21 protein-coding genes and 1 pseudogene are annotated in these 23,251 nt (G+C 61.5%); 11 read left to right on the top strand and 11 right to left on the bottom strand.

All coding sequences use genetic code 11. The annotated features are described in order from the left end of the window. Position 1 precedes the first annotated feature (1 nt). From J1N02_RS29925 to deoC, 4 genes are all read right to left on the bottom strand, one after another. Positions 2–1,330, bottom strand: a complete 1,329-nt coding sequence (locus J1N02_RS29925; RefSeq protein WP_027605844.1) for an ATP-binding protein — start codon at positions 1,328–1,330, stop codon at positions 2–4. A 12-nt stretch (positions 1,331–1,342) separates the two neighbouring features. Next, a complete protein-coding gene (locus J1N02_RS29920; protein WP_027605845.1) occupies positions 1,343–1,954 on the bottom strand; it encodes a chemotaxis protein CheC in 612 nt (203 codons plus the stop codon). Beyond that, positions 1,954–2,313: a response regulator gene (locus J1N02_RS29915; RefSeq protein WP_065927544.1), complete on the bottom strand. Its 360-nt coding sequence runs from the start codon at positions 2,311–2,313 to the stop codon at positions 1,954–1,956. The genes J1N02_RS29920 and J1N02_RS29915 overlap by 1 nt, the downstream gene beginning before the upstream one ends. A gap of 189 nt (positions 2,314–2,502) precedes the next feature. Next, positions 2,503–3,186: a deoxyribose-phosphate aldolase gene (gene deoC / locus J1N02_RS29910; protein ID WP_027605847.1), complete on the bottom strand. Its 684-nt coding sequence runs from the start codon at positions 3,184–3,186 to the stop codon at positions 2,503–2,505. A 128-nt stretch (positions 3,187–3,314) separates the two neighbouring features. Here deoC and deoR point away from each other — a divergent pair, with 128 nt between their 5' ends. Next, entirely contained in the window at positions 3,315–4,073 is a 759-nt protein-coding gene (gene deoR, locus J1N02_RS29905; protein WP_043293538.1) for a DNA-binding transcriptional repressor DeoR, read from the top strand. Here the strand turns inward: deoR and J1N02_RS29900 are convergent. The 5 genes and pseudogenes from J1N02_RS29900 to J1N02_RS29880 all read right to left on the bottom strand — a co-directional run. Beyond that, complete coding sequence (locus tag J1N02_RS29900; protein ID WP_421148177.1) at positions 4,070–5,116, bottom strand: aldose 1-epimerase family protein; 1,047 nt, start codon at positions 5,114–5,116, stop codon at positions 4,070–4,072. The genes deoR and J1N02_RS29900 overlap by 4 nt on opposite strands. Continuing rightward, positions 5,113–6,444 carry an L-fucose:H+ symporter permease gene (gene fucP, locus J1N02_RS29895; RefSeq protein ID WP_027605850.1) on the bottom strand — a complete coding sequence of 444 codons (1,332 nt, stop codon included), beginning with the start codon at positions 6,442–6,444 and terminating at the stop codon, positions 5,113–5,115. Before fucP ends, J1N02_RS29900 begins: the two co-directional genes overlap by 4 nt. Before the next feature lie 26 nt (positions 6,445–6,470). Next, positions 6,471–7,391, bottom strand: coding sequence for a ribokinase (rbsK, locus tag J1N02_RS29890; protein WP_092358021.1), 921 nt, complete (start codon positions 7,389–7,391; stop codon positions 6,471–6,473). Between the two features lie 199 nt (positions 7,392–7,590). After that, positions 7,591–8,316 carry a methyl-accepting chemotaxis protein gene (locus J1N02_RS29885; RefSeq protein ID WP_370671277.1) on the bottom strand — a complete coding sequence of 242 codons (726 nt, stop codon included), beginning with the start codon at positions 8,314–8,316 and terminating at the stop codon, positions 7,591–7,593. Between the two features lie 132 nt (positions 8,317–8,448). Beyond that, positions 8,449–9,204 (bottom strand): annotated as a pseudogene (locus J1N02_RS29880) (MCP four helix bundle domain-containing protein); the annotation flags it as partial. 136 nt (positions 9,205–9,340) lie between these two features. Between J1N02_RS29880 and J1N02_RS29875 the strand changes: the two are divergent. Both J1N02_RS29875 and J1N02_RS29870 read left to right on the top strand, forming a co-directional pair. After that, entirely contained in the window at positions 9,341–10,549 is a 1,209-nt protein-coding gene (locus tag J1N02_RS29875; RefSeq protein WP_027605853.1) for a multidrug effflux MFS transporter, read from the top strand. A gap of 100 nt (positions 10,550–10,649) precedes the next feature. Continuing rightward, entirely contained in the window at positions 10,650–11,507 is an 858-nt protein-coding gene (locus J1N02_RS29870) for an SDR family oxidoreductase (protein ID WP_092358015.1), read from the top strand. 16 nt (positions 11,508–11,523) lie between these two features. Here J1N02_RS29870 and J1N02_RS29865 read toward each other — a convergent pair whose 3' ends face one another. Both J1N02_RS29865 and J1N02_RS29860 read right to left on the bottom strand, forming a co-directional pair. Continuing rightward, a complete protein-coding gene (locus J1N02_RS29865) occupies positions 11,524–12,438 on the bottom strand; it encodes a site-specific integrase (RefSeq protein WP_027605855.1) in 915 nt (304 codons plus the stop codon). A gap of 108 nt (positions 12,439–12,546) precedes the next feature. Beyond that, the gene (locus J1N02_RS29860) at positions 12,547–13,359 is read right to left on the bottom strand and encodes a M949_RS01915 family surface polysaccharide biosynthesis protein (protein WP_027605856.1); all 813 of its coding nucleotides are present in this window, start codon (positions 13,357–13,359) and stop codon (positions 12,547–12,549) included. 400 nt (positions 13,360–13,759) lie between these two features. On the opposite strand from J1N02_RS29860, the gene arnC reads away from it, so the two are divergent. From arnC to J1N02_RS29820, 8 genes are read left to right on the top strand one after another with little or no spacing between them, the layout of a single operon-like run. Next, positions 13,760–14,797, top strand: a complete 1,038-nt coding sequence (gene arnC / locus J1N02_RS29855; protein ID WP_027605857.1) for an undecaprenyl-phosphate 4-deoxy-4-formamido-L-arabinose transferase — start codon at positions 13,760–13,762, stop codon at positions 14,795–14,797. Then, a complete protein-coding gene (gene arnA / locus J1N02_RS29850; protein WP_419480450.1) occupies positions 14,794–16,785 on the top strand; it encodes a bifunctional UDP-4-amino-4-deoxy-L-arabinose formyltransferase/UDP-glucuronic acid oxidase ArnA in 1,992 nt (663 codons plus the stop codon). Before arnC ends, arnA begins: the two co-directional genes overlap by 4 nt. Then, complete coding sequence (arnD, locus tag J1N02_RS29845) at positions 16,785–17,669, top strand: 4-deoxy-4-formamido-L-arabinose-phosphoundecaprenol deformylase (protein ID WP_098479508.1); 885 nt, start codon at positions 16,785–16,787, stop codon at positions 17,667–17,669. Before arnA ends, arnD begins: the two co-directional genes overlap by 1 nt. Continuing rightward, entirely contained in the window at positions 17,666–19,321 is a 1,656-nt protein-coding gene (gene arnT, locus J1N02_RS29840; protein WP_146476336.1) for a lipid IV(A) 4-amino-4-deoxy-L-arabinosyltransferase, read from the top strand. Before arnD ends, arnT begins: the two co-directional genes overlap by 4 nt. Then, positions 19,318–19,665: a 4-amino-4-deoxy-L-arabinose-phosphoundecaprenol flippase subunit ArnE gene (arnE, locus tag J1N02_RS29835; protein WP_027605861.1), complete on the top strand. Its 348-nt coding sequence runs from the start codon at positions 19,318–19,320 to the stop codon at positions 19,663–19,665. Before arnT ends, arnE begins: the two co-directional genes overlap by 4 nt. Further along, positions 19,662–20,075: a 4-amino-4-deoxy-L-arabinose-phosphoundecaprenol flippase subunit ArnF gene (gene arnF / locus J1N02_RS29830; protein WP_092358009.1), complete on the top strand. Its 414-nt coding sequence runs from the start codon at positions 19,662–19,664 to the stop codon at positions 20,073–20,075. Before arnE ends, arnF begins: the two co-directional genes overlap by 4 nt. Further along, a complete protein-coding gene (locus J1N02_RS29825; protein WP_405125841.1) occupies positions 20,072–21,451 on the top strand; it encodes a UDP-glucose dehydrogenase family protein in 1,380 nt (459 codons plus the stop codon). The genes arnF and J1N02_RS29825 overlap by 4 nt, the downstream gene beginning before the upstream one ends. Before the next feature lie 3 nt (positions 21,452–21,454). Further along, positions 21,455–23,077, top strand: coding sequence for an ArnT family glycosyltransferase (locus J1N02_RS29820; protein ID WP_421148176.1), 1,623 nt, complete (start codon positions 21,455–21,457; stop codon positions 23,075–23,077). Positions 23,078–23,251: the final 174 nt, after the last annotated feature.

The raw sequence follows: 23,251 nt of genomic DNA, 5'->3' as shown, positions 1-23,251 counted from the left end.
ATCAGCGTCCTTCAACGGCGCAGGTAGAGACAGCCTCGATTACCGGCTGGCGTAAGGGTAACCAGACGCGGAAGCGACTTCCCCTGCCCGGCTCACTGTCGACGGTGAGCCGTCCATGGTGCTTGACCATGATGCTGTACGACAACGACAGGCCAAGGCCCGACCCCATGCCCACCGGCTTGGTTGTGAAGAACGGTTCGAATATCCGGTTCTGGATTTCAAGGGGAATGCCGTGGCCGTTGTCGGCAATTTCGACGAAGACGCCCCCGTCCTCCCTGCCGCTGCTGAGGGTGATTTCGCCGTCGGCCCCCACGGCATGGCTGGCATTGATGAGCAGGTTCAGGAAGACCTGGTTGATCTGTGAGCCCATGCATTCGATGGGCTCGACATCGCCGTAGCGCTTGATCACCTGAGCCTTGAACTTGATCTCGTTCCAGATAACGTTGAGGGTGCTGTCGAGCCCCTTGTGCAGATCGGCCAACTGCCATTCGTAACTGTCGACGTGGGAGAACTCGCGCAGGTCCTTGACGATGCGAGTGACCCGGTCAAGGCCGTCGACCGACTCGGCCAGCAGGTCGTCGATGTCCTGGCGCATGAAGGTGTAATCCATCTTGTCCCGCATCACCGCAAGCTCGGGATGAGCGCTGGCATGCCTCTCGTCGGTCGCCTGTTCATGGGCTTCGAGCAGCGCGAAGATGTCCACCAGGTAACGACGCAGGCTGTTGACGTTGGAGCCGACAAACCCGATCGGGTTATTGATCTCGTGGGCCACGCCTGCAGCAAGTTGCCCTATCGCCGCCATTTTCTCGGACTGCAGCAACTGCGCCTGTGCGTCTTCGAGCCGCGCGATCAGCAGCGCCTGGGCACCCTTCTCTTCTTCCAGCAACTTGTTAAGTTGCGTCAACTCGAGTTGGCGGGCAGCCGTGTCAGTCGTATCACTGATGGCCAGGCCCACGCCAAGATTGCTGCCATCGGCATCTTGCACGGGGAAGAAGGTGCAGTTCTGATACATGAGCCGGACCATGCCACTGATGGGCCGGGTACTCTCGAAATTGAACAGGTGCGGCCGCTGCTGCCATGACGTGAACGCAAAGTTTTGCAGGGTGATGACGCTGTTGATCTTCTGCCGGGTCCAGGCCTCCGGCAGCTCCGGAAAGGCTTCGAACAACGTACGGCCGACCAGTTCTTCCGCGCTGCGGCCACTGTTGATGGACATGAAATGGTTAGAGAACAGCACCTTGCAGTCCTGGTCGACCAGCAGCACGCCCATATTGATGGCCTTGAGCATCGACTCAAGGGTTTCCCGGGAAATTACCTTGCTGTCTGTCATGAAGAGGCCCCTTCAAAGCTCGTCCAGCAAACGATCTATGGCCCGAACGACAACGCCTGCCGTACGTTCAGTGATGCAGATCAACAAGTCGCAGGAGAACTGATGAGCCTGAACCTCGAAACGGATTTCCAGCACCATCGCCAGGTGTTCATTCAGGTTCAATTCATCCAGTGCATTCGCCGCATGTTCGGTGTGGACGAGAATGGACGGTGCGTCATAGCTCACCTGAGTCGCCACCTGCCGTGCCAGGCCACTGATGCAGGCGCCGGTCAGGATGTTGGTGACATCAAGCATCAATTCGTGCTGCTGCTCCAGGCCGCTGCCCTTGTAGCCCAGCAGTTCGGCCAGTTCATCGGCCCCCTTGGAGCCAAAGCACACGAACACTTCGCCACGTAACTCACCCAGAAAAGACTGGCGGGTGACGATCATGAAGCTCCGGCGCAGATGCTCCGGAATCAACAGGTGATTCTGTTCCCGGATCAGCGGGTGAATAAAGGGAACCGAAAGCGTCACCATGGTATCGGTCAGCAGCGCCAGTCGCTCGGCCGCCTGTCCCATGGCGATGTTCATCAGTTCCTGCAGGGCATCACGTTGGTCTTCGGTGAGTGCGGCCAAGGTTTCCATCAAAGCACTCCTATGACGTGCAAGGCATTGACTACAGCTTCAGCCGTAACCGGCTTGGCTACGAATGCAGCAGCGCCCAGGTCGAATACCCGTTGCCGGGCCAGGGGTTGGATGTCTGCGCTGATCACCACGACGACCACATTGGCGTCTTCGCGCTTGAGTGCCTCCAGGGTCTGGAAGCCGTCCATGACGGGCATGGTGAGGTCGAGAAAAAGCAGGTCGACCAACCCGGCGTGGTAAGCCTCCATCACCTCGGCACCGTTGCAGGCCTGGCGAACATCTTCGGTCAGTGATTCCGGCAGGGAACGCAAGACCATCTTGCGGGACATGGATGAATCATCGGCGATTAGAACTTTCATGGTGCACTCCACAGGTATGAAGTGTCCTGCGGCCTCGGCCGAGGCCGGAGAAATCAAGACTTCATTGAATCTTCCAATCACTCTAGCGTGACATATAGCAAAGAGCCATGAAGAAATCCGGATAGTGCTCTAATGATTTGCGCGGCCTGTAGGGATTTCCCTACAGGCTGCCAAGCGCCGGCCCGAAACTCAGTAACCACTGGCCGCCGTCATCGCCCCGCCGACAATCGCAATCCCCGAACTGCTGCCCAAACGTGTCGCCCCAGCTTCAATCATTTTCAGTGCCGTCGGATAATCGCGCACGCCCCCGGACGCCTTGACCCCAACCGCGGCGCCCACGGTTTTACGCATCAGGGCCACGTCTTCGGCGGTGGCACCGCTTCGGCTGAACCCCGTGGAGGTCTTGACGAACGCCACACCCAGGTCCCGGCAGATTTCGCAGGCCTGGACTTTCTCTTCGTCGTCCAGCAGGCAGGTTTCCAGGATGACCTTCAACGGCACGGCGCCGCAGGCCTTGTGGACCAAGGCAATGTCTTCGCGCACTGCCTCCAGCAAACCGTCCTTCAACCAGCCGATATTGAGCACCATGTCGATCTCCCCTGCCCCGGCGGCAATCGCCCGTTCGGCTTCGAAGGCCTTGGTGTCACTCAGGCCGGCGCCCAGGGGAAAGCCCACCACGGCACAAATCACCACGCTGTCGTCGGTCAGGCAGGAAGCGGCGTAAGGCACCTGCCCCGAGTTCAGGCACACCGAATAAAAACCGTGCTCCCGGGCTTCCTCGCACAAGGTGCGAATCTGCTCGCGGGAGGCGTCGGGCGCCAGCAAGGTGTGATCGATGTACTTGGCCAATGCTGCGGGTTGAAGAGTGTTCATTTAACGTGCCCTTGCCTGTATGTTGCGAATGGTCGTGTGCCGCTTGTCACAGCACTCACACTAATACGTTACAATAATAACACCAAATGTTACTTATCTAACACAAACAATCAAGCCCTGGAATACTCGTGGACAGTAGAAAAGCCGAGCGACTCAAGCTTATCCAACAAGCCTTGCAGGACCAGAACGCCATTCACCTGAGGGAAATGGCGGCGCTGCTGGAGGTTTCGGAGATGACCCTGCGCCGCGATCTCAACCACTTCAGTGATCACCTGCGCCTGCTGGGTGGCTACATCACCCGGGTCGGCAGCGAGGTCAGTGATTACCGGGTTGCCGAGCAGGACACCCGCCACGTCGAGGAAAAGCGCCGCATCGGCAAACTCGCCGCGCGCCTGATCCAGCCCGGTGACACGGTGTTTTTCGACTGCGGTACCACCTCGCCGTTTGTGATCGACTTCATCCCCGACGACTTGGAGTTCACGGCGGTGTGCAGCTCCTTGAACGTGCTGCTCAAGCTGCATAACAAGCCCAACTGCCACATCGTGTTGTGCGGCGGCACCTTCCACCGCAAGAACCAGGTGTTTGAAAACAGTGCCGAAAGCAGCATCCTCGACAGCGTGCGCCTGACCTGGGCCTTCGTGACGGCCGCCGGCGTCAGCCAGGCATTCGGCGTGACGTGCTTCAACTTCAACGAAGTCGAGGTCAAGCGAAAGGTCATGCGCCAGGCCCAGCAACGTGTGTTGCTCGCCGACTTCAGCAAGTTCGACACGGTGCGCACCGCTCACTTCGCCACCCTGGAGGACTTTCAGTACGTGGTCAGCGACAAGAAAATCCCCCGCAGCTACAAGGACGCCATCCAGGCCCACGGCGCGCAATTGCTGGTTTAACCCAGCAACCGCTGGCGTTCCTGCGCGCTCAGGTAGCCGGTGGTGACCCTGAACGAAGCGCTGGCGCCCGCCGCCAGCAGACGCACGTGGCCTTTGGCTTTCTCGGCGTTATAGCCCTCGGGTTCGCACGTCGATGGCAGCACGAACGCCGCCACTTGCTGATCCGGCGTGTGCAGGATCCAGCGTGCGGCGTGCTCGAATTGTTCGGGGCGATAGCGGGTGTAGAACGCCGCTCCATCGGGATGATCCAGCAGGAAGTGCGCCTGGCCGGTGGCATCCGTGCCGACGCCGTCGAAGAAAAACACGATTTCAGGGTCGTACAACCCCGGCTGATCGAGACAGGCCAATTGCCCGGGTTGTTCGGCCAGTTGCGCCATGTAGGCACTCCAGTCCGGCGTCGGCTTGACGTGGCCCGGAATGCTGGTGCGCAGGCGCAGGCGCTGCATGCCCCATGGCTCGACCAACCGCGCGCCGGCCACAAAGGCGTAGTTCATGTGGGCCATGTACATCAGTTCCATAGGCTTGCCGGCCAGGTTGGTCACGTCCATGTCGATATCGAACACCGCCGAATCGGCGCGCAGGGTCACGCTGGGGCACGCCCGGTAGCGATCGCCGAAGCCCTTGGCATATTGATAACAACCGCCCAGGCGCACAAAGCCCTCGCCGATGTCCAGCCAGGCCGAGTCCATCGGGGCGCAAGGCATTTCGCCGTGCAAGGCGTGGGTGTCATCCGGCGCCGGGCAACCGTTGCGCAGCAGGCCACTGTGAAACATGAAGCAGCCGTAGGTATCGACGACCGTCGGGCTGGGCCGGGGTTGCTCGAACAGGTTGCTCATGGTCAGGTCACAGCCATCGAACATCGCCGACCAGATCATCTGCCCTTGATAAGGCAGCAGCACCAGGCGTCCACGGCTGTTCTCCAGGCTCACGGCCTGTACGCCTGACGGATAGATCCAGGCACTGACCTTGAAATCCTCGGACTGCAACAGGATTCTCTCCTGCTCGGCAAACACCGCTGGATACAGCGGGATCCGCGTATTCATGAGGCCACCGCCGCGGCGGCGCTCGACGGCAACGTGCCGGGTTGGCGCATGCACTTGACCGCGTACATCACGATCACGATAAAGCACAGCAACGGTACGCTGTAGGCCAGTTGCATATTGCCGCCGCTGGCATCGGACAACAGGCCCTGGAAGATCGGAATCACCCCGCCGCCGACGATGCTCATCACCAGCAATGAACCGCCGACGCCGGTGTCTTCACCCAGCCCATCGATGGTCAGGCCGTAAATGGTCGGCCAGCACGGGCCGAGGAAAATACTCACGCCGACCGCTGCGTACACCGCCGAAATATTCGGCACCAGAATGGTGTAGGCCAGCAGCACAATGCACAGCACACCGTAGATCGCCAGGACCTTGGCCGGATGCAGGCGGCGCATCAACAGGTTGGCGATCATCTTGCCGACAAAGTAGGCGGCAAAGGTGGTCAGCAAAAACCATGAGGCGCTGCGCTCATTCATTCCGCCCATTTGCATCGCCAGGCGAATGGTGAAACTCCACACGCCGACCTGGGCGCCCACGTAGAGAAACTGCGCCAATACGCCAAAGGTAAAGCGCGGGTTACGCCACAGTCGGCCCAGGCTGTGGCGCAGGCTGCCAGGCTTGCTGTCAGCCGGCTTATTGCCCTTGCAGGCCGGGAACCGAGTGATCGCAACCAGGATAAACATCAGCACCAGCACGGCGATCATCCACTTGTAGGGCAACAGCGTGGACTGGATCATCTGCAACTGCTGCACGGCGGCCTCGGAGGCGCTCATCCGGGTCAGTTGTTCCGTGGTCGCGTCGGTGTCCTTGAACATCACGAAACTGCCGACGTACACCCCTGCCATCGCACCGAAGGGGTGGAACGTCTGCGAGATGTTCAAGCGCCGCGTCCCGGTTTCCCTGGGCCCCATCAGGGTCGAGTAGGTGTTGCAGGCGGTTTCCAGGAACGACAGGCCGGCCGCAATCACAAACAGCGCCAGCAGGAACATGCCGTACTTGGCCGTCGACGCCGCCGGGAAAAACAGCAGGCAGCCGAACATGTACAGCAGCAACCCGATCAGGATCGTGCTCTTGTAGCTGAAGCGGCGCACCACCATTGCCGCCGGAATCGCCACGAAAAAGTAGCCCAGGTAAAACGCCGACTGCACAAAGGCGGTCTGGAAATCACTGAGCAAAAACGCTTTCTTGAAGTGTGCGATCAGCACGTCATTCATGCTTGCCGCCGCCGCCCACAGCGCAAAGATGCTGCACAGCAGGATAAAAGCGAACCAGGGCGTGCGGTTCAGGTAGAAACCATCGGGTGTCTGTTGCAGCGCAGGTTTGTTCATTATTGTTCTCCGGGCTGGTTTGGGGGTTACGGCTGTTGCAGGAAACGGGCGAACGCCTCGCTGTCGGGATATGACGTCTGGGTGCCCAGGGCCATGACCGAGCAGGCGGAATACGCCACGGCCTGTTCCATGGCCTGCCGGATACCGCCGTCGCGGCTCCAGTGCTGGATGAAGCATCCGATAAAGGCGTCGCCGGCGCCCGTGGTGTCCCGTGCCACGACCTTTCGGCCCGGCACCCGGAATTCGCCCTCCTCTCCCACGTACAACGCACCGTGTTCACCGAGGGTGACAATCACGTGGCGAATGCCGCTGGCTACCAGCGTGCGCGCTGCGCGCTGGGCGGCGTCCGGCGAGTCCACGACCTGGCCGGTGATCAACGCCAGTTCCGATTCATTGGGGATCAGGAAATCCAGCTGCGCCAGGTGCTCCCCGCTCAGGCCGGCCAGGGCCGGTGCCGGGTTGAGCAGCACCGCGATGCCGTGCCGGTGCGCAAATTCGATGGCGTAGTAGACCGTCTCCAGATTGATCTCCAACTGCAGCACGATCAGGGTGCACTCGCGCAGGTCGGCGGCCGCGGCGTCGATGTCCGCCGGCAACAAATGCGCATTGGCGCCTTTGACGATCAGAATGCTGTTGTGGGAGTCGGCTCGCACAAAAATCGGCGCGACACCGCTGGAAACCCCAGGCACCCGCTGCACATGACGGGTGTCGATACCAAAACGCTGGAAGTTGGCCAGGGTGTTGTCGGCAAACATGTCGTCGCCGACCTTGCTCAACATCAGCACCTGCGCCCCAAGCTTGGCGGCCGCCACCGCCTGGTTCGCCCCCTTGCCGCCACACCCGAGGGCAAAACCAGGCGCTTCCAGGGTTTCGCCCTGGGCCGGCATGCGGTCGATGTAGGTGATCAAATCCACCATATTGCTGCCGATGACTGCGATCTTGCTCATTGCTATTCCACCTTGTTGCACCCCGACCAGGCAGGTCGTGGCGCTCTTGTTTTGTTATTTAAATAACATTAGGTGTGAATATTCAATCTTTTTTTGCAGTGCCCGGTCAACGAGCCCTGCGAGTGGGCCGGTGGACCGGGCAAAAAAAACCGACCCACAGGGGGCCGGTCCATAAAGCGTGTATCAGGTCTGTGCGGTGTTACAGGCTGAAGCGATCCACGGATTGCGACAACTTGCCGGCCAGCCCGGCCAGCTCATCGGTGGTCGAGGCGGTTTCGCCAATGATGCGGCTGTTGTTTTCCGACATTCCCGCAATCATCTCCACCTGGTGGGAGATCTCGTTGCTGGCCAGGCTCTGTTCACCGATGGTGCGCGAGATGTCGTTCACCAACTCGGTGGTATTCAGGGTGGCCTGCAGAATATCGCGGATCGCTCGCTCCACCTCGGCAGTTACCGCCATGCCTTTGTCCACTTGGGTGACGCCCTCCTCCATGCTGGTCACCGCTTCCCGGGTGTTCTGCTGGATACGCCCGACCATGCTGGCAATTTCCTGGGTCGAGGCGCTGGTGCGGCCCGCCAGGCTGCGCACTTCATCGGCGACCACCGCAAAGCCGCGTCCCTGTTCGCCGGCGCGGGCGGCTTCAATCGCGGCGTTCAGGGCCAACAGGTTGGTTTGGTCAGCGATGCCCTTGATCACTTGGATAATGCTGAAGATCGCCTCGGACTCCTTGTCCAGTGTACGAATGACCTGGGCCGATTGCTGCGCTGAGCGGGCAATGCCATCCATGTCCTTCACCACCTGGTGGATCACCCGGCCGCCGTCCTTGGCCAGGGCTTCGGCCTGGTTGGCCATGTCCAGGGCGCGTCCGGCATGCCGGGTGATTTCCTCGATACTGGCGGTCATTTCACTGGCCGCGGCCGCCATGGTGCTGGCGGCCGCGCTTTGCTGCTGGCTGCTGCCGGCGACGTCATGGCAGCCCTGGCTCAAGCGTTCGCTCATGCCATTGACGCCGTGGGCATTGCTGCGCACCACCTCGATCATGCCGCGTAGATCTCGCTGCATGGTGGCAAGGCTGCGGATCAACGAGCTGGCTTCGTCCTTGCGCTTAGGTTCGACAATCGGCTCGCTCAGGTTACCCCGGGCGATACTGGCAGCAATGCGACTGGCGGCCTGCAGCGGCGCCATGATGCTCGACAACACCCAGCGCCCCTGGGCCAGCAGCAGCAACAGGCTGGCGAGCAATACGGCGCCCAAGGTCAAATTGGCGTGGCTGATGGTCTGCCGCGTGCTGGCGCTGGTCTCCTGGGTATTGCTTTCGATCAGCTCGCTCATCGCCGCCATTTGATCTTCCAGCTGGGAAAACGCCTTGTTGAAGGTGTCCAGTTCCCCGCGAGCGGCCTCAGGATTCTCCAGTGCCAGCGCGACGATGCGCTCGCCGGCACTGATATAGGTGTCCAGGCTGGGTCTGATTTTTTCCAGGCCGCTTTTGATCGTGGGATCCAGCGGCAACTTGAGGTTGTCCCCCAGTACCTGACGGAAATGCTCGGCGTGTTCCTTCAACGAGGTGTTGACCTCATCCTTGCTGCTGGTGCTTTTGCCCAACCCCACGAGCATGGCGGACAGCACGTCGGCACGCAGTGCGTCGTGCATCATGTCGGCTTCCATATGGTTGCGCAGGACCGTCATGCTCACCTCGCTATCCTGTACGGCCTCGCTCATCCGAACATTCCCCAGGTAGCCGGCCAGGCTCATGACCAGAGCCGTGAGCAACCCAGTGGCAATCAACAGCATCAAGCGTAATTTGATCGTCATGCTGACATCCCCATACCCAACCGTCGAAGCAACGTTCTTACCGTTATCGGCATCAATCCCTGTTAGTGAAGCCTAAGTTTGCGGATCTGCGCGGATCCCTTAAGCTGATCGACTTTTGCGCTGCCGGAAACCGCCCATGTCCCGAAGTATTGCCCACCTTGCGTTACTGCTGGGGTTGATTACCGCCGTCGGCCCGTTCGCCATCGACATCTACCTGCCTGCCCTGCCCACCCTGGGCGCCAGCCTGCACGCCTCGCCGGCGGCGGTACAGATGAGCCTCACGGTATTTTTCATGATCATTGGGGTTTGCCAGCTGTTCTACGGCCCGATCAGCGATGTGTTCGGGCGCAAGCCGCCGATTTACGCCGGGCTGCTGATCTTTGCGGTGGGCAGCGTCGGCTGCGCGCTGGCGCCCACCATTGAAGTGCTGATCGGCTTTCGTGCCGTGCAGGCGTTCGGTGCCTGTGCCGGGATGGTCATTCCCCGGGCGATCGTGCGTGACCTGTACACCGGCCATGAAGCTGCGCGGCTGATGGCCTTGCTGATGCTGGTGATGAGTGTGTCGCCGATTCTCGCGCCGCTGGCCGGCAGCCTGGTGATTTCATTGTGGAGCTGGCGCGAAGTATTCGCCGTGCTCGCGGTGGTGGCCGTGCTGTGCCTGGTGATGACAATTGTGCAGCTGCCCGAAACCCATCCCGCCGAGCGCCGACTGGGCAAGACCTTGGGCACGGCATTCAGCAGCTACGGCGCACTGCTGCGTGACCCGGTCTTCATCGGTCTGTCGGTGGTGTGCGGGTTCGGGCTGGCGACGTTCTTCGTGTTTATCGGCAGTGCGCCCTTCGTGTATATCGAATACTTCGGCCTTACGCCTACCCAGTTCAGCCTGTGTTTCGCCCTGAACGCCGCGTCGTTTTTTGCCATGAGCCAACTCACTGCACGCTTGAGCGCGCGCTTCGGCCTGGCGCCACTGATTCGCTGGTCGGTGGTCGCCGTAGCCGCCGTGATGGTGCTGCTGGCCGCGACCACGCTGTGGGTCGACAGCCTGGCCTTGATGATGGCGTCGCTGTTTATCGGCTTCGGTTTCCTCGGCCTGTTGTTGCCGGCGGCGGGCGTGTTATCCCTGGAAGATCATGGTGCTGTGGCGGGATCTGCCTCCGCCCTGTTGGGCGCGATCCAGATGATCACCGCTGCCGTGTCCATGACCCTGGTCGGAGTGTTCGCCGACCACACACCGGCGCCGATGCTCATGGGTATCGCGCTGTGTGCGCTCGCGGCGATGTTCACCACGCTGTGGACCTTGGGCCGTCTGCCGGCACACCTGGCGAGCGCCCCGCCCCACGGCTGAGCGATACCGCTCGTCGGGCCTGGCCGGCATCCATTACAACTATCGCCGGCCATGAAACTACTAATCCCATAGCACCGTTCGAAACCTATGGAGATTGGAAATGACTGACTACCCACGCCCGCCCTTCGCCCCTCAGGCGCAAAACGTACCCGGTACCCAACGCACCATGGACCCGTACCCGGACTGTGGGGAGCAGAGTTACAAGGGTTCTGGCCGATTGGCCAACAAGATCGCCCTGATCACCGGAGCCGACAGCGGCATTGGCCGCGCAGTGGCGATCGCCTTCGCCCGTGAAGGCGCCGATGTGGCCATCGCGTACCTGGACGAACACGAAGACGCCAGGGAAACCGCGCGCTGGGTCGAGGAAGCCGGCCGCCAATGCCTGTTGCTGCCCGGTGACATCGCGCAAAAAGCCACCTGCCAGGCGCTGGTCGACAAGACCGTGGAACAGTTCGGGCGCATTGACGTGCTGGTCAATAACGCTGCGTTCCAGATGACCCACGAAACGCTCGAAGAGATCGAGGATGAGGAATGGGTCAAGACCTTCGATATCAACATCACCGCGATGTTTCGCCTCTGCAAGGCCGCGCTGCCGCATATGAAGGCCGGCAGTTCGATCATCAACACCAGCTCGGTCAATTCCGACATGCCCAAGCCGACCCTGCTGGCCTATGCCGCCACCAAGGGCGCAATCGCCAACTTCACCGGTGGCTTGGCGCAATTACTCGGCAGCAAGGGCATCCGCGTCAACAGCGTCGCGCCCGGCCCGATCTGGACGCCGTTGATCGTGGCGACCATGACCGATGACGACGTGCAGAGTTTCGGCAGCGAAACCCCACTGGGCCGCCCCGGCCAACCGGTGGAAGTGGCGCCGATTTATGTGCTGCTGGCATCGGACGAGGCCAGCTATATCTCGGGGTCGCGTTATGCGGTCACCGGCGGCAAACCGATTCTGTAGGTCCGCAGCTGTTCGTCTACAGATCAAACCGATCCACCGCCCGCCGCCGCTCGTTGTCGTCACGCACGTCATAGCTGGCGGTGGTCTGGATATTGGTGTGATGCGCCAGCTTCTGTGCAATCGACAGGTCATGCTCCTCGATCACCCGCGTGATAAACGAGCGGCGAAAATCGTGGGGCATGATCTTCACCCCCACCTGCTCACCCCGTTGGCGGGCGATGTAGTAAATCGCATGCTTGGTGATACGTTCCCGGGTGATATGGCTGCCCCGGCGTATGCGGTTGAACAGGAAGCTGTCGTCCTGCTCGCCTTCCTTGAGCTGTTCGCGCCTGAACGCCAACCACGCCTGCAGCTTGGCGAAAGCCCAGTCCGGCGCATACTTGACCAATTCCTTATTGCCCTTGCCGATTACCCGCAAGCTGCGTTCATCGAAGTTGATCTGCGCCAGGTCGAGGTTGACCGACTCGGACTTGCGCATGCCCGAGCCATACAGGATGCCGATGACCGCTGCATCACGCAGGCCCTGGGGGCGAGGGTCGGCGGCGCAGACCTCCATCATTTCCCGGATCAACGTGCGCCGCAGATTGCGGCCCTGGCCCAGGCGCGTGCCGGGCGTGGCCTTGACCGTGCGCATTTTCAGGAGATGTTCCTGGCTGATCAGGCTCATGCGCCAGGCTTCGTTCATCACCCCGCGCACGGCATTCACATACAAGGATGAGGTGTTCGGTGCGTAGCCGTCTTCACGCAATGCTGCGACCAGGGCGATGACATGTTCGGGTTGCAGCAGGTGCCAGTCGATGTCTTCGAGGTTGATGTCTTCGAAGCCCAGGCGGTCGGCGGCGTCCTGCAGCACGTAGCGCATGGTCAGTTGGCTGGAGGGGGCCAGGCGGGTGAGGTAGAGGGTCAACGGGTTGCGGATAGACTCGGTCAAGGTAGATCAGCCTTTGGATTAAATACCTCGAACAACTCATTGTTTAATCGAGGTATTTAGTGAATTGGCGAAGACCGAGTCTAACCCAGGAAAAGCCCTGGCACAAAATCACGGTGCCGTGTCTTCATCCTCGGTGGGCGCCTGGGGCTGGGTCTGGGCCTGGCTCCATTCGGCATCCTGCTTCTGCATCAAGGCGAACCAGTGCTGACGCATAAAGGCCAGGTAAGCTTCCGGCGCCTTGGCAAAGTCCTTCTCATCGCCATAGCAACCCGGCAACGGCAACTCCGTGCCCTGCTCCTTGTACTGGCTGACCAGCGCCTGCTGCCCGGCCACGCTGCAATCCTTGGGCAGCGGCATGCCACGCAGGGCCCCGGCCTCCTCATCCCACCAGGCTGCGCCGACCCGGTCGACCCCGCGCAGGCGGTACTTCTGCGACTTGCCGACATGCATGATCAGCTTGAATTCGTTGGGGCTGACATCGCTGGTGCAGGAGCGCGAATAGCCCACGGTGGCCTGGGTGATGCCATCGCCAGTGAGGTCGGTGACCTTGGTCGCGGCCATGTCGAAGCGCAGCGCCGCATCGAACTGGCAATGCTGCACGTCGTCGTAGAGCATCCACATGCGCTTGGGACGGTCACCGTCGATCAGGTATTGGGCCGCATAGACAAACGCCGACTGGGTACCGTCATCCTCGCGTTCGCTGACCTGCTCGGAGAGCACCAGCAGGTTCTTGCCCTGGCGGTCGTCCCAGGTGTAGGCGGCGACCTGCCTGCCGCGCACCTCAACACCCTCAGGCACTTGGGTGAGCGCGGTGAGCGCCACGCCATCATCTGCCCGTACGGCGCTGGCGCAGGCCGCCGTCATCAACAATCCGATCAAAACGGGCCGCCATTGGCCGCTTATACGCTGCACGCTATTCATCCGAGTACCCTGGCAAGAGATGGCTTACTTTACCGGCACTTGAAGCGCATTGCAGAGAAGATTCTTCAATTAAGACCAAGGGCTGGCGGATTAAAGCGCCTCACCTGCAGACAACGCCTATTCAGCCTGCGGACCTTCCCCTGCCATACCTTAGTTACCTAGCTGAACCCTAGCTGTCTACCTGTCAAATAAACGAGTTTTTCATCTGCCTTTCATATCTGTTGCACATTTTTGCGCTTAATCTTGAACGTGAAACTTCAGAGCGAATTCCACAACACCAGCTAAGCTGTTGATTACGCTTCATCTTTAGTGCCGCTTTTTAAGTGCGGGCCAGGTGTTCGTCCAATGATTACTACTGCTTTCACGCGCCAAGTTGCTCCAGTCCCGAGGTCATGAATCTTTGAAACCCTACCCTATTCATTGCGTGTCGATCGTTATCCCGGTCTACAACGAACAAGAAAGCCTGCCTGAACTGCTGCGTCGTACCACTGCCGCCTGCAAGCAACTGGCCTACGAATACGAAATCATCCTGGTGGATGACGGTAGCCGCGACAACTCCGCCCAATTGCTCGAAGACGCCGCCGCGCAAGACGGCAGCAACGTGGTGGCGGTGATCCTCAATCGCAACTACGGGCAGCACGCGGCGATCATGGCCGGTTTCGAGCAGTGCCGGGGCGACGTGGTGATTACCCTCGACGCCGACCTGCAGAACCCCCCCGAAGAAATCCCGCGCCTGGTGGAACAGGCCGCCCTGGGCTACGACGTGGTCGCCACGGTACGCAACAATCGCCAGGACTCGGCTTTTCGCCGCTGGCCTTCGCGCCTGATCAACCTCGCCGTGCAACGCTCCACCGGCGTGGCCATGAGCGACTACGGCTGCATGCTGCGCGCTTACCGGCGCACCATCGTCGACGCCATGCTCGCCTGCCGCGAGCGCAGCACCTTCATCCCGATCCTGGCCAACGGCTTTGCCCGTCACACCACCGAGATCCTGGTGCACCACGCCGAGCGTGAACACGGCGAATCCAAATACAGCGCCATGCGCCTGATCAGTCTGATGTTCGACCTGCTGACCTGCATGACCACCACGCCGCTGCGCTTGCTGTCCATCGTCGGCTTCAGCCTGGCGGCGCTGGGCGTGTTCTTCGCCTTTGCGTTGATCGTGATGCGCCTGGCCTTCGGCGCCGACTGGGCCGGTGACGGTCTGTTCGTACTGTTCGCGGTGCTGTTCGTGTTCACCGGCGGCCAGTTCATCGGCATGGGCCTGCTGGGCGAATACCTGGGGCGCATGTACAGCGACGTGCGCGCCCGCCCCCGCTTCTTTATTGAAAAAGTGCTGCGCAACCAACCGGCGGCACCGGCACCCGTGGTCGTCGTCGACGGCCTGGTGTCCTCCCATTCCACCACTACTTTTCCTTCCGATCAGGTTTCGTCATGAATTCAAAAGCCGTTGTCTTCGCTTACCACGATATTGGCTGTGCGGGCATTGAAGCCCTGCTGACTGCCGGCTACGACATTGCCGCCGTGTTTACCCATGCCGACGACCCCAAGGAAAACAATTTCTACGGCTCTGTCGCCCAACTCTGCGCGCGCAACGGCATCCCGGTACATGCGCCGGAAGACGCCAACCACCCGCTGTGGATCGAGCGTATTGCCAAGCTGAACCCGGAATACATCTTCTCCTTTTACTACCGCAACCTGCTGAGCGAGCCGCTGCTGGCCACCGCCAGCAAAGGTGCGTTCAACCTGCACGGCTCGCTGCTGCCTAAATACCGTGGCCGCGCACCGGCCAACTGGGTGCTGGTCAACGGCGAAACCGAAACCGGCGTGACCCTGCACCGCATGGTCAAGCGCGCCGATGCCGGCGCGATCCTGGCCCAGCAAAAAGTCGGGATCGAGCGCACCGACACCGGCCTGACCCTGCACGCCAAGCTGCGTGATGCGGCCACCAGCCTGCTGCGCGACGCCCTGCCGCAACTGGCTGCGGGCAAGCTGAGCGAGACGGCCCAGGACGAAAGCCAGGCCACCTACTTTGGTCGCCGTACGGCTGCCGACGGCAAGCTGGAGTGGAAAAAACCCGCTGAAGAACTGTTCAACCTGGTGCGCGCGGTGACTCAACCGTACCCAGGCGCGTTCTGCGCCGTCGGCGAGCACAAGCTCATCGTCTGGCAAGCCGAAGTGGTCAAGGGCAATGAAGGCCTGGCGCCGGGCCGTGTGATCAGCGTCAACCCGCTGCGCATCGCCTGCGGCGAAGACTCCCTGGTGGTCAAGTTCGGCCAGCGCAACGACAACGGCCTGTACCTGGCCGGCCCGTCACTGGCCAATGAACTGGGCCTGGTCGACGGCTCCGTGCTGCGCGGTGCCGAGTCCGGCCGCAAGCCGCGCCGGACCCGCGTGCTGATCCTCGGTGTGAACGGCTTTATCGGCAACCACCTGTCCGAGCGCCTGCTGCGTGACGACCGTTATGAAGTCTACGGCCTGGACATCGGCTCCGACGCCATCGAGCGCCTGCGCAGCCACCCGAACTTCCATTACGTCGAAGGCGACATCAGCATCCACACCGAGTGGATCGAGTACCACATCAAGAAGTGCGACGTGGTCCTGCCACTGGTGGCCATCGCCACACCGATCGAATACACCCGCAACCCGCTGCGCGTGTTCGAACTGGACTTCGAAGAAAACCTCAAGCTGGTGCGCTACTGCGTCAAGTACAACAAGCGCGTGATCTTCCCGTCGACCTCCGAAGTCTATGGCATGTGCCAGGACCAGTACTTCGACGAAGACACCTCCAACCTGGTGGTCGGCCCGGTCAACAAACAACGCTGGATCTACTCGGTCTCCAAGCAACTGCTGGACCGCGTGATCTGGGCCTACGGCGCCAAGGGCCTGAACTTCACCCTGTTCCGTCCGTTCAACTGGATGGGCCCGCGCCTGGACCGCCTGGATTCGGCGCGTATCGGCAGCTCCCGGGCGATCACCCAGCTGATCCTGAACCTGGTGGAAGGTACGCCGATCCGCCTGTTCGACGGTGGCGAGCAGAAGCGTTGCTTCACTGACATCGCCGACGGTATCGAAGCCCTGGCGCGCATCATCGATAACGACAACGATGCCTGCAACGGCCAGATCATCAACATCGGCAACCCGGAAAACGAAGCCAGCATCCGCCAGTTGGGCGAAGAGCTGCTGCGTCAGTTCGAGGCGCACCCGCTGCGCGGCAACTTCCCACCGTTCGCCGGTTTCCGCGACGTCGAGAGCAAGGCGTTCTACGGCACCGGTTACCAGGACGTGGCGCACCGCAAGCCAAGCATCGAAAACGCCAAGCGCCTGCTGAACTGGGAGCCGACCGTGGAGATGAGCGAAACCATCGGCAATACGCTGGACTTCTTCCTGCGTGAAGCCATGCTCGAAATCGCGGACAAAAAGTAATGAAGGCAGGCTTGCGCATCGACGTCGATACCTACCGCGGCACCCGTGAAGGCGTGCCACGGTTGCTCGAATCCCTGGATGAGGCCGGGGTCAAGGCGACGTTCTTCTTCAGTGTCGGGCCGGACAACATGGGGCGCCACTTGTGGCGCCTGATCCGCCCGCAGTTCCTGTGGAAGATGCTGCGTTCCAACGCGGCCGGCCTGTACGGCTGGGACATCCTGCTGGCCGGCACCGCCTGGCCAGGCAAGCCGATCGGCCGTGACCTGGGGCACTTGATGCGCCAGGCCAAGGCGGCGGGGCATGAAGTCGGCCTGCACGCCTGGGATCACCACGGCTGGCAGGCCAACACCGGGCGTTGGAGCGATGCACAGCTGGTGGAGCAGATTCGACGCGGCGTGGAGACCTTGAGCGACATCCTCGGCGAGCGCATCGACTGTTCGGCGGCTGCTGGTTGGCGTGCCGATGAGCGGGTGGTGCAGGCCAAGCAAGGTTTCAACTTCCGCTACAACAGCGATTGCCGGGGTACCAGCCTGTTTCGGCCGACATTGGCCGATGGCAACGCGGGTACGCCACAAATTCCGGTGGACCTGCCGACCTTCGACGAAGTCGTCGGGCCGGTGGTGGCCGTCAAAGACTTCAACGGCTTCATTCTTGACCGGTTTGCCGAGTCGAAGCTCAACGTCTACACGATCCACGCAGAAGTAGAAGGGATTCTGATGGCCAATGATTTTCGCCAGTTGCTCGCCCAGGCAGGGCAGCGCGGCATCGACTTCAAACCCCTGGGCGACTTGCTGCCTGCGGACCTGACCACCCTGCCCCGGCAACACCTGGTGCGCGGCGCCTTGAGCGGCCGTGAGGGGTGGCTCGGAGTGCAGCAGGCATGATCCGGCGTTGGGCCTTGCCCCTGCTCCTGTTGGCGTTCGGTGTGTTTTACCTGTTGCCGCTGGCCACCCACGGCCTGTGGATTCCGGATGAAACCCGCTATGCACAGATCAGCCAGGAAATGCTGCTGACCGGCAAGTGGGCCTCGCCGCACTTCATGGGGATCCGCTACTTCGAAAAACCGGCTGCCGGTTACTGGATGATCGCGCTGGGCCAGGCGATCTTCGGGCAGAACCTGTTTGGCGTGCGCTTCGCCTCGGCGCTGAGCACCGGCTTGAGCATCCTGCTGGTGTACCTGGTGTCGCGCCGCTTGTGGAATGACCCGCAAAAAAGCCTGGTCAGCAGTGTGCTGTACATGAGTTTTGTCAGCGTGGCGGCACTGGGCGGCTATGCCAACCTCGATCCGCAGTTCACGTTCTGGGTCAACCTGACCGGCGTCGCCCTGTGGTTCTGCTTCGACAGCACCACCCGCAACGGCCGCCTGGGGGCCTGGGCGCTGCTCGGTTTTGCCTGTGGCATGGGCTTTATGACCAAGGGCTTCCTCGCGTGGCTGTTGCCGGTGTTGATCGCCCTGCCCTACGCGATCTGGCAGAAACGCTTTCGCGAATTGCTCGGCTACGGCCTGGTCGCCGTGGTCGTGGCCATTGCGGTGAGCCTGCCGTGGGCCCTGGCCGTGCACCTGCAGGAGCCGGACTACTGGAACTTCTTCTTTTGGCACGAGCACATCCAGCGCTTTGCCGGCGACGATGCCCAGCATGCCGAACCGTTCTGGTATTACCTGCCGCTGCTGATTGCCTTCTGCCTGCCGTGGGTGGCGCTGTTGCCGTCCACCCTGAAACAGGCGTGGCAGGAAAAACGCGCGGCGAAAACCGCCTTCCTGTTGTTGTGGCTGCTGATGCCCCTGGCGTTTTTCAGCCTGGCCAAGGGCAAGTTGCCCTCCTACATCATGCCGTGCCTGCTGCCGCTGGCGTTGCTGATGGGCCACACCCTGGCCGACAAACTGGCCCAGGCCCGTGGGCGCGTGTTGCGCATCAACGGCTGGCTGAACCTGGTGATTGGCGTTGTGGCGTTACTGGCCCTGACCTGGTTCCAACTGAAAAAACCGGTGTACGAGCACGGCAGTGAAACCCTCAGCCTGGTGCTGGTGTTTGTCTTCCTGTTCGGCTGGATCGTTGCCAACCTGTTGCAGGCCTCGCGCCCGCTGCGCTTGTGGGCAGCGCCGGTGGTCGGCAGCTGGTTGCTGGTGGCGCTGGTCCCGGCCGCATTGCCCCATTCGGTGGTTTATAACAAGACCCCGGACCAGTTCATCATCGATCACCTCCAGGAGTTGAGCCAGACCAGCGCGTTGCTGAGCAACGACCTCGGCGCGGCCTCCGCCCTGGCGTGGCGCGTCAAGCGCCCGGACGTGACCCTCTATAACACCGTCGGCGAAGTGAAATATGGCTTGGCCTTCGACGATGCGGCCCATCACAAGGTCGACACCACGCAGGTCCAGCAATGGATGAGCGACGCGCGCAAACACGGCGCGGTCGGTGTGGTCATGCGCGTCAAGGGCGACGACGAACTCGCCGAAGTGGACTTGCTGCCCAAGGACGGCAAGCGCTACGAGCAAGGCAATATCGTGATCCTGGTGTTCCCGCAGGTTGCGCCATGATCACACTGCTCCTGTTATTGGCGGCCTGCCTGCTCACATGCATGGGCCAGGTCTCGCAGAAATTCGCCGTGGAAGGCTGGCGCGACCAGCCCGACGGTTGGGCGCTGAAACTGCGCTCGCCATGGTTGTGGTCGGCCCTGCTGTGCCTGGGTTTTGGTTTGCTGGTGTGGTTGCTGGTGTTGCAGCGCCTGGAAGTCGGCATCGCCTACCCGATGCTCAGCCTCAATTTTGTCCTGGTCACCCTGGTGGCGCGCGGAGTGTTCAAGGAACCCATCGACACACGGCATTGGCTGGGCGTGGTGCTGGTGATTGCCGGTGTGGTGCTGCTGGGGCGCCAGGTATGAGCCGCGTGCGTGGGTTTGCCCTGGCCCTGGGCAGCGTTGGCCTGGTCAGCGCCGCCCAGTTGGGCATGCGCTGGAGCATGACGCGCCTGCCCTTGCCCACCGAATGGCTGACGGCGTTCCACAGCAATGCCATCGACTTCGCGGCGCTCGGCGTGGTGAGCCTGGCGATCCTGGCCTACGCGCTGTCGATGCTCTGCTGGCTCGGCGCCCTCAAACACCTGCCCCTGGGCCGCGCCTATTCGCTGCTGAGCATCAGCTATGCGCTGGTGTACCTGCTGGCCGCCAGCCTGCCGGTGTTCAACGAACATTTTTCCCTCTCGAAAACCCTGGGGGTGGCGCTTGTCATCCTTGGTGTGCTGGTTATTAACTCTCGCCGTGCTAGCGCTGCAAGCGCCAGGAATGCCCCATGAAAATCAGTGTATTTGGTAGTGGTTACGTCGGTCTGGTACAGGCCACCGTATTAGCCGAAGTCGGTCACGATGTCATCTGCATGGACGTCGATCAGAACAAGGTCAAGCTCCTGCAGCAAGGCCATGTGAGCATCTTCGAGCCGGGGCTGGCGGCCATGGTCAAGGAAAACCTGGAGAGCGGGCGACTGCACTTCACCTTTGACGAAAAGCTTGCCGTCGAACACGGCGAAGTGCTGTTTATCGCGGTGGGTACGCCGTCGGATGAAGACGGCTCGGCCGACCTCAAGTACGTGCTGTCGGTGGGTGACGCAGTAGCCCGCCACCGTATCGAACCGGTGATCCTGGTGGAGAAATCCACCGTCCCGGTTGGCACCGGCGACACCCTGCGCGCCCATATCGAAAAAGCCCTGCACCTGGCCGGCCGGCACCTGGAGTTCGATATCGTCTCCAACCCGGAATTCCTCAAGGAGGGCTCGGCCGTTTCCGACTGCCGCCGCCCGGACCGCATCATCATCGGCTGCGAGCGCGAAGAAGTGCGCGACGTGATGCGCGACCTGTACGCGCCGTTCAACCGCAACCACGACCGCATCATCTTCATGGACCTGCGCAGCGCCGAACTGACCAAATACGCCGCCAACTGCATGCTGGCGACCAAGATCAGCTTTATCAACCAGATCGCCGAGCTGGCCGAACACCTGGGTGCCGACATCGAAGCCGTGCGCCTGGGCATCGGCGCCGACTCGCGCATCGGCTACCACTTTATCTACCCCGGCTGCGGCTACGGCGGCTCGTGCTTCCCCAAGGACATGCGTGCCTTGATCCACAGCGCCAAGCAGGCCAACTGCTCCAGCGACCTGCTGGAAGCCGTGGAAGCCATCAATCAGCGCCAGAAGAGCAAGCTGTTCGAGCGTATCAATGCGTTCTTCCAGGGCAACCTGCGCGGCAAGACCTTTGCCCTGTGGGGCCTGGCGTTCAAGCCCAACACCGACGACATGCGCGATGCACCCAGCCGCGTGCTGATGGAAGCGTTGTGGGCCGCCGGCGCCAATGTACGGGCGTTCGACCCGGAAGCCATGCAGGAAACCCAGCGTATCTACGCTGACGAGGAGCGACTGATGCTGATGGGCACGCCGGAATCCACCTTGCTCGGCGCCGATGCGCTGATCGTCTGCACCGAATGGCAGCAGTTCAAGGCGCCCGACTTCGAGCTGATCCACCAGCGCCTGAAAACCCCGGTGATCTTCGACGGCCGCAACCTGTATGACGGTGAGCGCCTGGCGCGCAAGGGCTTCCAGTATTACCCGATCGGTCGTGGCGATTCCTGCCAGTTGCCGATCCCCCAGCAACAGTGGGTGCCGCAGGTCGTGGAAGCCTGATTCGTGAACAAAGCTCAACCGCCCCTGCTCAGCCCGACGATCCGCCGCCAATCCCTCGTCTTGGGATTGCTGGCGCTGCTGTTGTTCATCGCCGGCAGCTGGCACCAGGCGATTATCGGTTTCGACTCACGCTTCGTGGTGTTTGCCCAGGAGATGCTGCGCCATGGGCCGGGCTTTTTCCCCACCACCTACGGGCAGCCGTATGCCGATTACCTGGCCACCTCGACGCTGATGACCTGGCTGTTGTCCCTGCCCCTGGGCGAGGTCACCAGCCTCACGGCCTGGCTGCCCACGTCGATTGCCTCGGCAGTGATCGTCATCCTGGTGTATCGCCTGACGGCGCCCTACTCCCAGCGTTGGGGGCTGCTGAGCATCGCGCTGTTGTTGCTGAGCAGTACCTTCATCAGTGAAACCCGTGCGGTGTCCCTTGACCAGATGCTCGCCGCCATCGCCCTGGCGGTGTTCTACCTCGGTTATGCCCATGACCATTTCGGTGCGGGCAGACGCCTGTACTGGCTGTACCTGCTGCTGATCCTCGGTTTTGCGATTCGCGGGCCGATCGGGCTGGTCATTCCCACGGGCGTGCTGTGCAGCTACTACCTGATCAACCGGCAATGGCGCCAACTGTTCAGCTTTGGCCTGCTGGCCCTGGCGCTGCTGGCGGCCTGTGTCGGCCTGCTGTTGCTGATGGCCAAGCTCAGTGGCGGCGAAAGCTTCATGCAGGATGTGATCCGCATGCAGTTCCTGGGGCGAATGGACGGCAGTGAAGGCTCCAGCGGCGCGTTGTATTACTTCACCAGCTCGCTGGGCAACTACGCCCTCGCCTATCCCGTGGCGCTGCTGGTGCTGCTGGCGGTTGCGGTCGGTGGGCGCCGCGTGCCGACACCGGCGTTGCAACTGGTGCTGTACTGCGCCGCCGCAGGCTTGCTGGTGATGCTGGGCCTGTCGATTCCCCAGGCAAAGAAGGCCCGCTATGTGCTGTCGATGTTGCCCATGGCGGCGATCATTGCGGCGTACCCGTTCCAGGTCGCTGAGGGGCGGCTGTTTGCAGGGCTACGCGGGCTGATGCTGGGTCTATGGACGCTGCTGCCAGGCCTGCTGATCGTCGGGCTGGTATTCGCGCGGCCACGCTATCCGCAGCAGTTGAGCGAGCTGGGGCCGGTGTTCGCCGTTCTCGGCGTGTTGCAAGCCTTGGCATTGCTGGCATTGTTCAGGGCCCGCCTGCGGCCGCTGGGTCCTGCGCTTGCCGCCGTGCTTGCAGTGTGGGCAACCTATATTGCCGTGGTCGAACCGCTCGAACGCAGCGTCTACGACACCCGCACCTTTACCCTGCAAGTGCATGAGCAGGTCAAGCAACAGCGCGCCCCCGTGGTATTGCACGGCCTGGGCAAAGACGCCAAGGCGATCAAATACATGGTCAACCTCGACTGCGACCAGGTGCCGTTGTTTACCCAACAAGCCTCTGACCTGGCACCGCTGCAAGGGCCGGCGTGGCTGGTGATGAGCCAGGCGGATTTCGAAGGGCTCGAAGACCCGCGCTTTGCCTCTATCACGCCTACGTTGAGCGGTGAGTTCGACCGAAACCCCTATGTGCTGCTGCACCTGGCTAAACCTGCCCAACCTTGAGTTGCGTCTGAACCCCAACTGTAAACTCGATGGCCACATGCGGTAGCTATCTACCGCTCCGCCACGCCTTGATAACCTCATTATTTTTGTATTTAACCCTCATTAATATGCATTGGCGCTGCCCTGCCGGGCGCGGCACACTGCGCGGGTTCCTCCCCCAAATGCAGGAACTTT

Source organism: Pseudomonas sp. NFX5 (genome assembly GCF_049132125.1).
In the GTDB taxonomy this organism is placed as follows: domain Bacteria; phylum Pseudomonadota; class Gammaproteobacteria; order Pseudomonadales; family Pseudomonadaceae; genus Aquipseudomonas; species Aquipseudomonas marginalis.
Note: the sequence above shows the minus strand (reverse complement) of the source record. Positions and strands in the feature narration are given on the sequence as shown.

Coding starts and splice junctions, on each gene's coding strand:
- J1N02_RS29925 (WP_027605844.1), bottom strand. CDS start 1,330: ATGACAGACAGCAAGGTAATTTCCCGGGAAACCCTTGAGTCGATGCTC.
- J1N02_RS29920 (WP_027605845.1), bottom strand. CDS start 1,954: ATGGAAACCTTGGCCGCACTCACCGAAGACCAACGTGATGCCCTGCAG.
- J1N02_RS29915 (WP_065927544.1), bottom strand. CDS start 2,313: ATGAAAGTTCTAATCGCCGATGATTCATCCATGTCCCGCAAGATGGTC.
- deoC (WP_027605847.1), bottom strand. CDS start 3,186: ATGAACACTCTTCAACCCGCAGCATTGGCCAAGTACATCGATCACACC.
- J1N02_RS29900 (WP_421148177.1), bottom strand. CDS start 5,116: ATGAATACGCGGATCCCGCTGTATCCAGCGGTGTTTGCCGAGCAGGAG.
- fucP (WP_027605850.1), bottom strand. CDS start 6,444: ATGAACAAACCTGCGCTGCAACAGACACCCGATGGTTTCTACCTGAAC.
- rbsK (WP_092358021.1), bottom strand. CDS start 7,391: ATGAGCAAGATCGCAGTCATCGGCAGCAATATGGTGGATTTGATCACC.
- J1N02_RS29885 (WP_370671277.1), bottom strand. CDS start 8,316: ATGGCGGCCGCGGCCAGTGAAATGACCGCCAGTATCGAGGAAATCACC.
- J1N02_RS29875 (WP_027605853.1), top strand. CDS start 9,341: ATGTCCCGAAGTATTGCCCACCTTGCGTTACTGCTGGGGTTGATTACC.
- J1N02_RS29870 (WP_092358015.1), top strand. CDS start 10,650: ATGACTGACTACCCACGCCCGCCCTTCGCCCCTCAGGCGCAAAACGTA.
- J1N02_RS29860 (WP_027605856.1), bottom strand. CDS start 13,359: ATGAATAGCGTGCAGCGTATAAGCGGCCAATGGCGGCCCGTTTTGATC.
- arnA (WP_419480450.1), top strand. CDS start 14,794: ATGAATTCAAAAGCCGTTGTCTTCGCTTACCACGATATTGGCTGTGCG.
- arnD (WP_098479508.1), top strand. CDS start 16,785: ATGAAGGCAGGCTTGCGCATCGACGTCGATACCTACCGCGGCACCCGT.
- arnT (WP_146476336.1), top strand. CDS start 17,666: ATGATCCGGCGTTGGGCCTTGCCCCTGCTCCTGTTGGCGTTCGGTGTG.
- arnE (WP_027605861.1), top strand. CDS start 19,318: ATGATCACACTGCTCCTGTTATTGGCGGCCTGCCTGCTCACATGCATG.
- arnF (WP_092358009.1), top strand. CDS start 19,662: ATGAGCCGCGTGCGTGGGTTTGCCCTGGCCCTGGGCAGCGTTGGCCTG.
- J1N02_RS29825 (WP_405125841.1), top strand. CDS start 20,072: ATGAAAATCAGTGTATTTGGTAGTGGTTACGTCGGTCTGGTACAGGCC.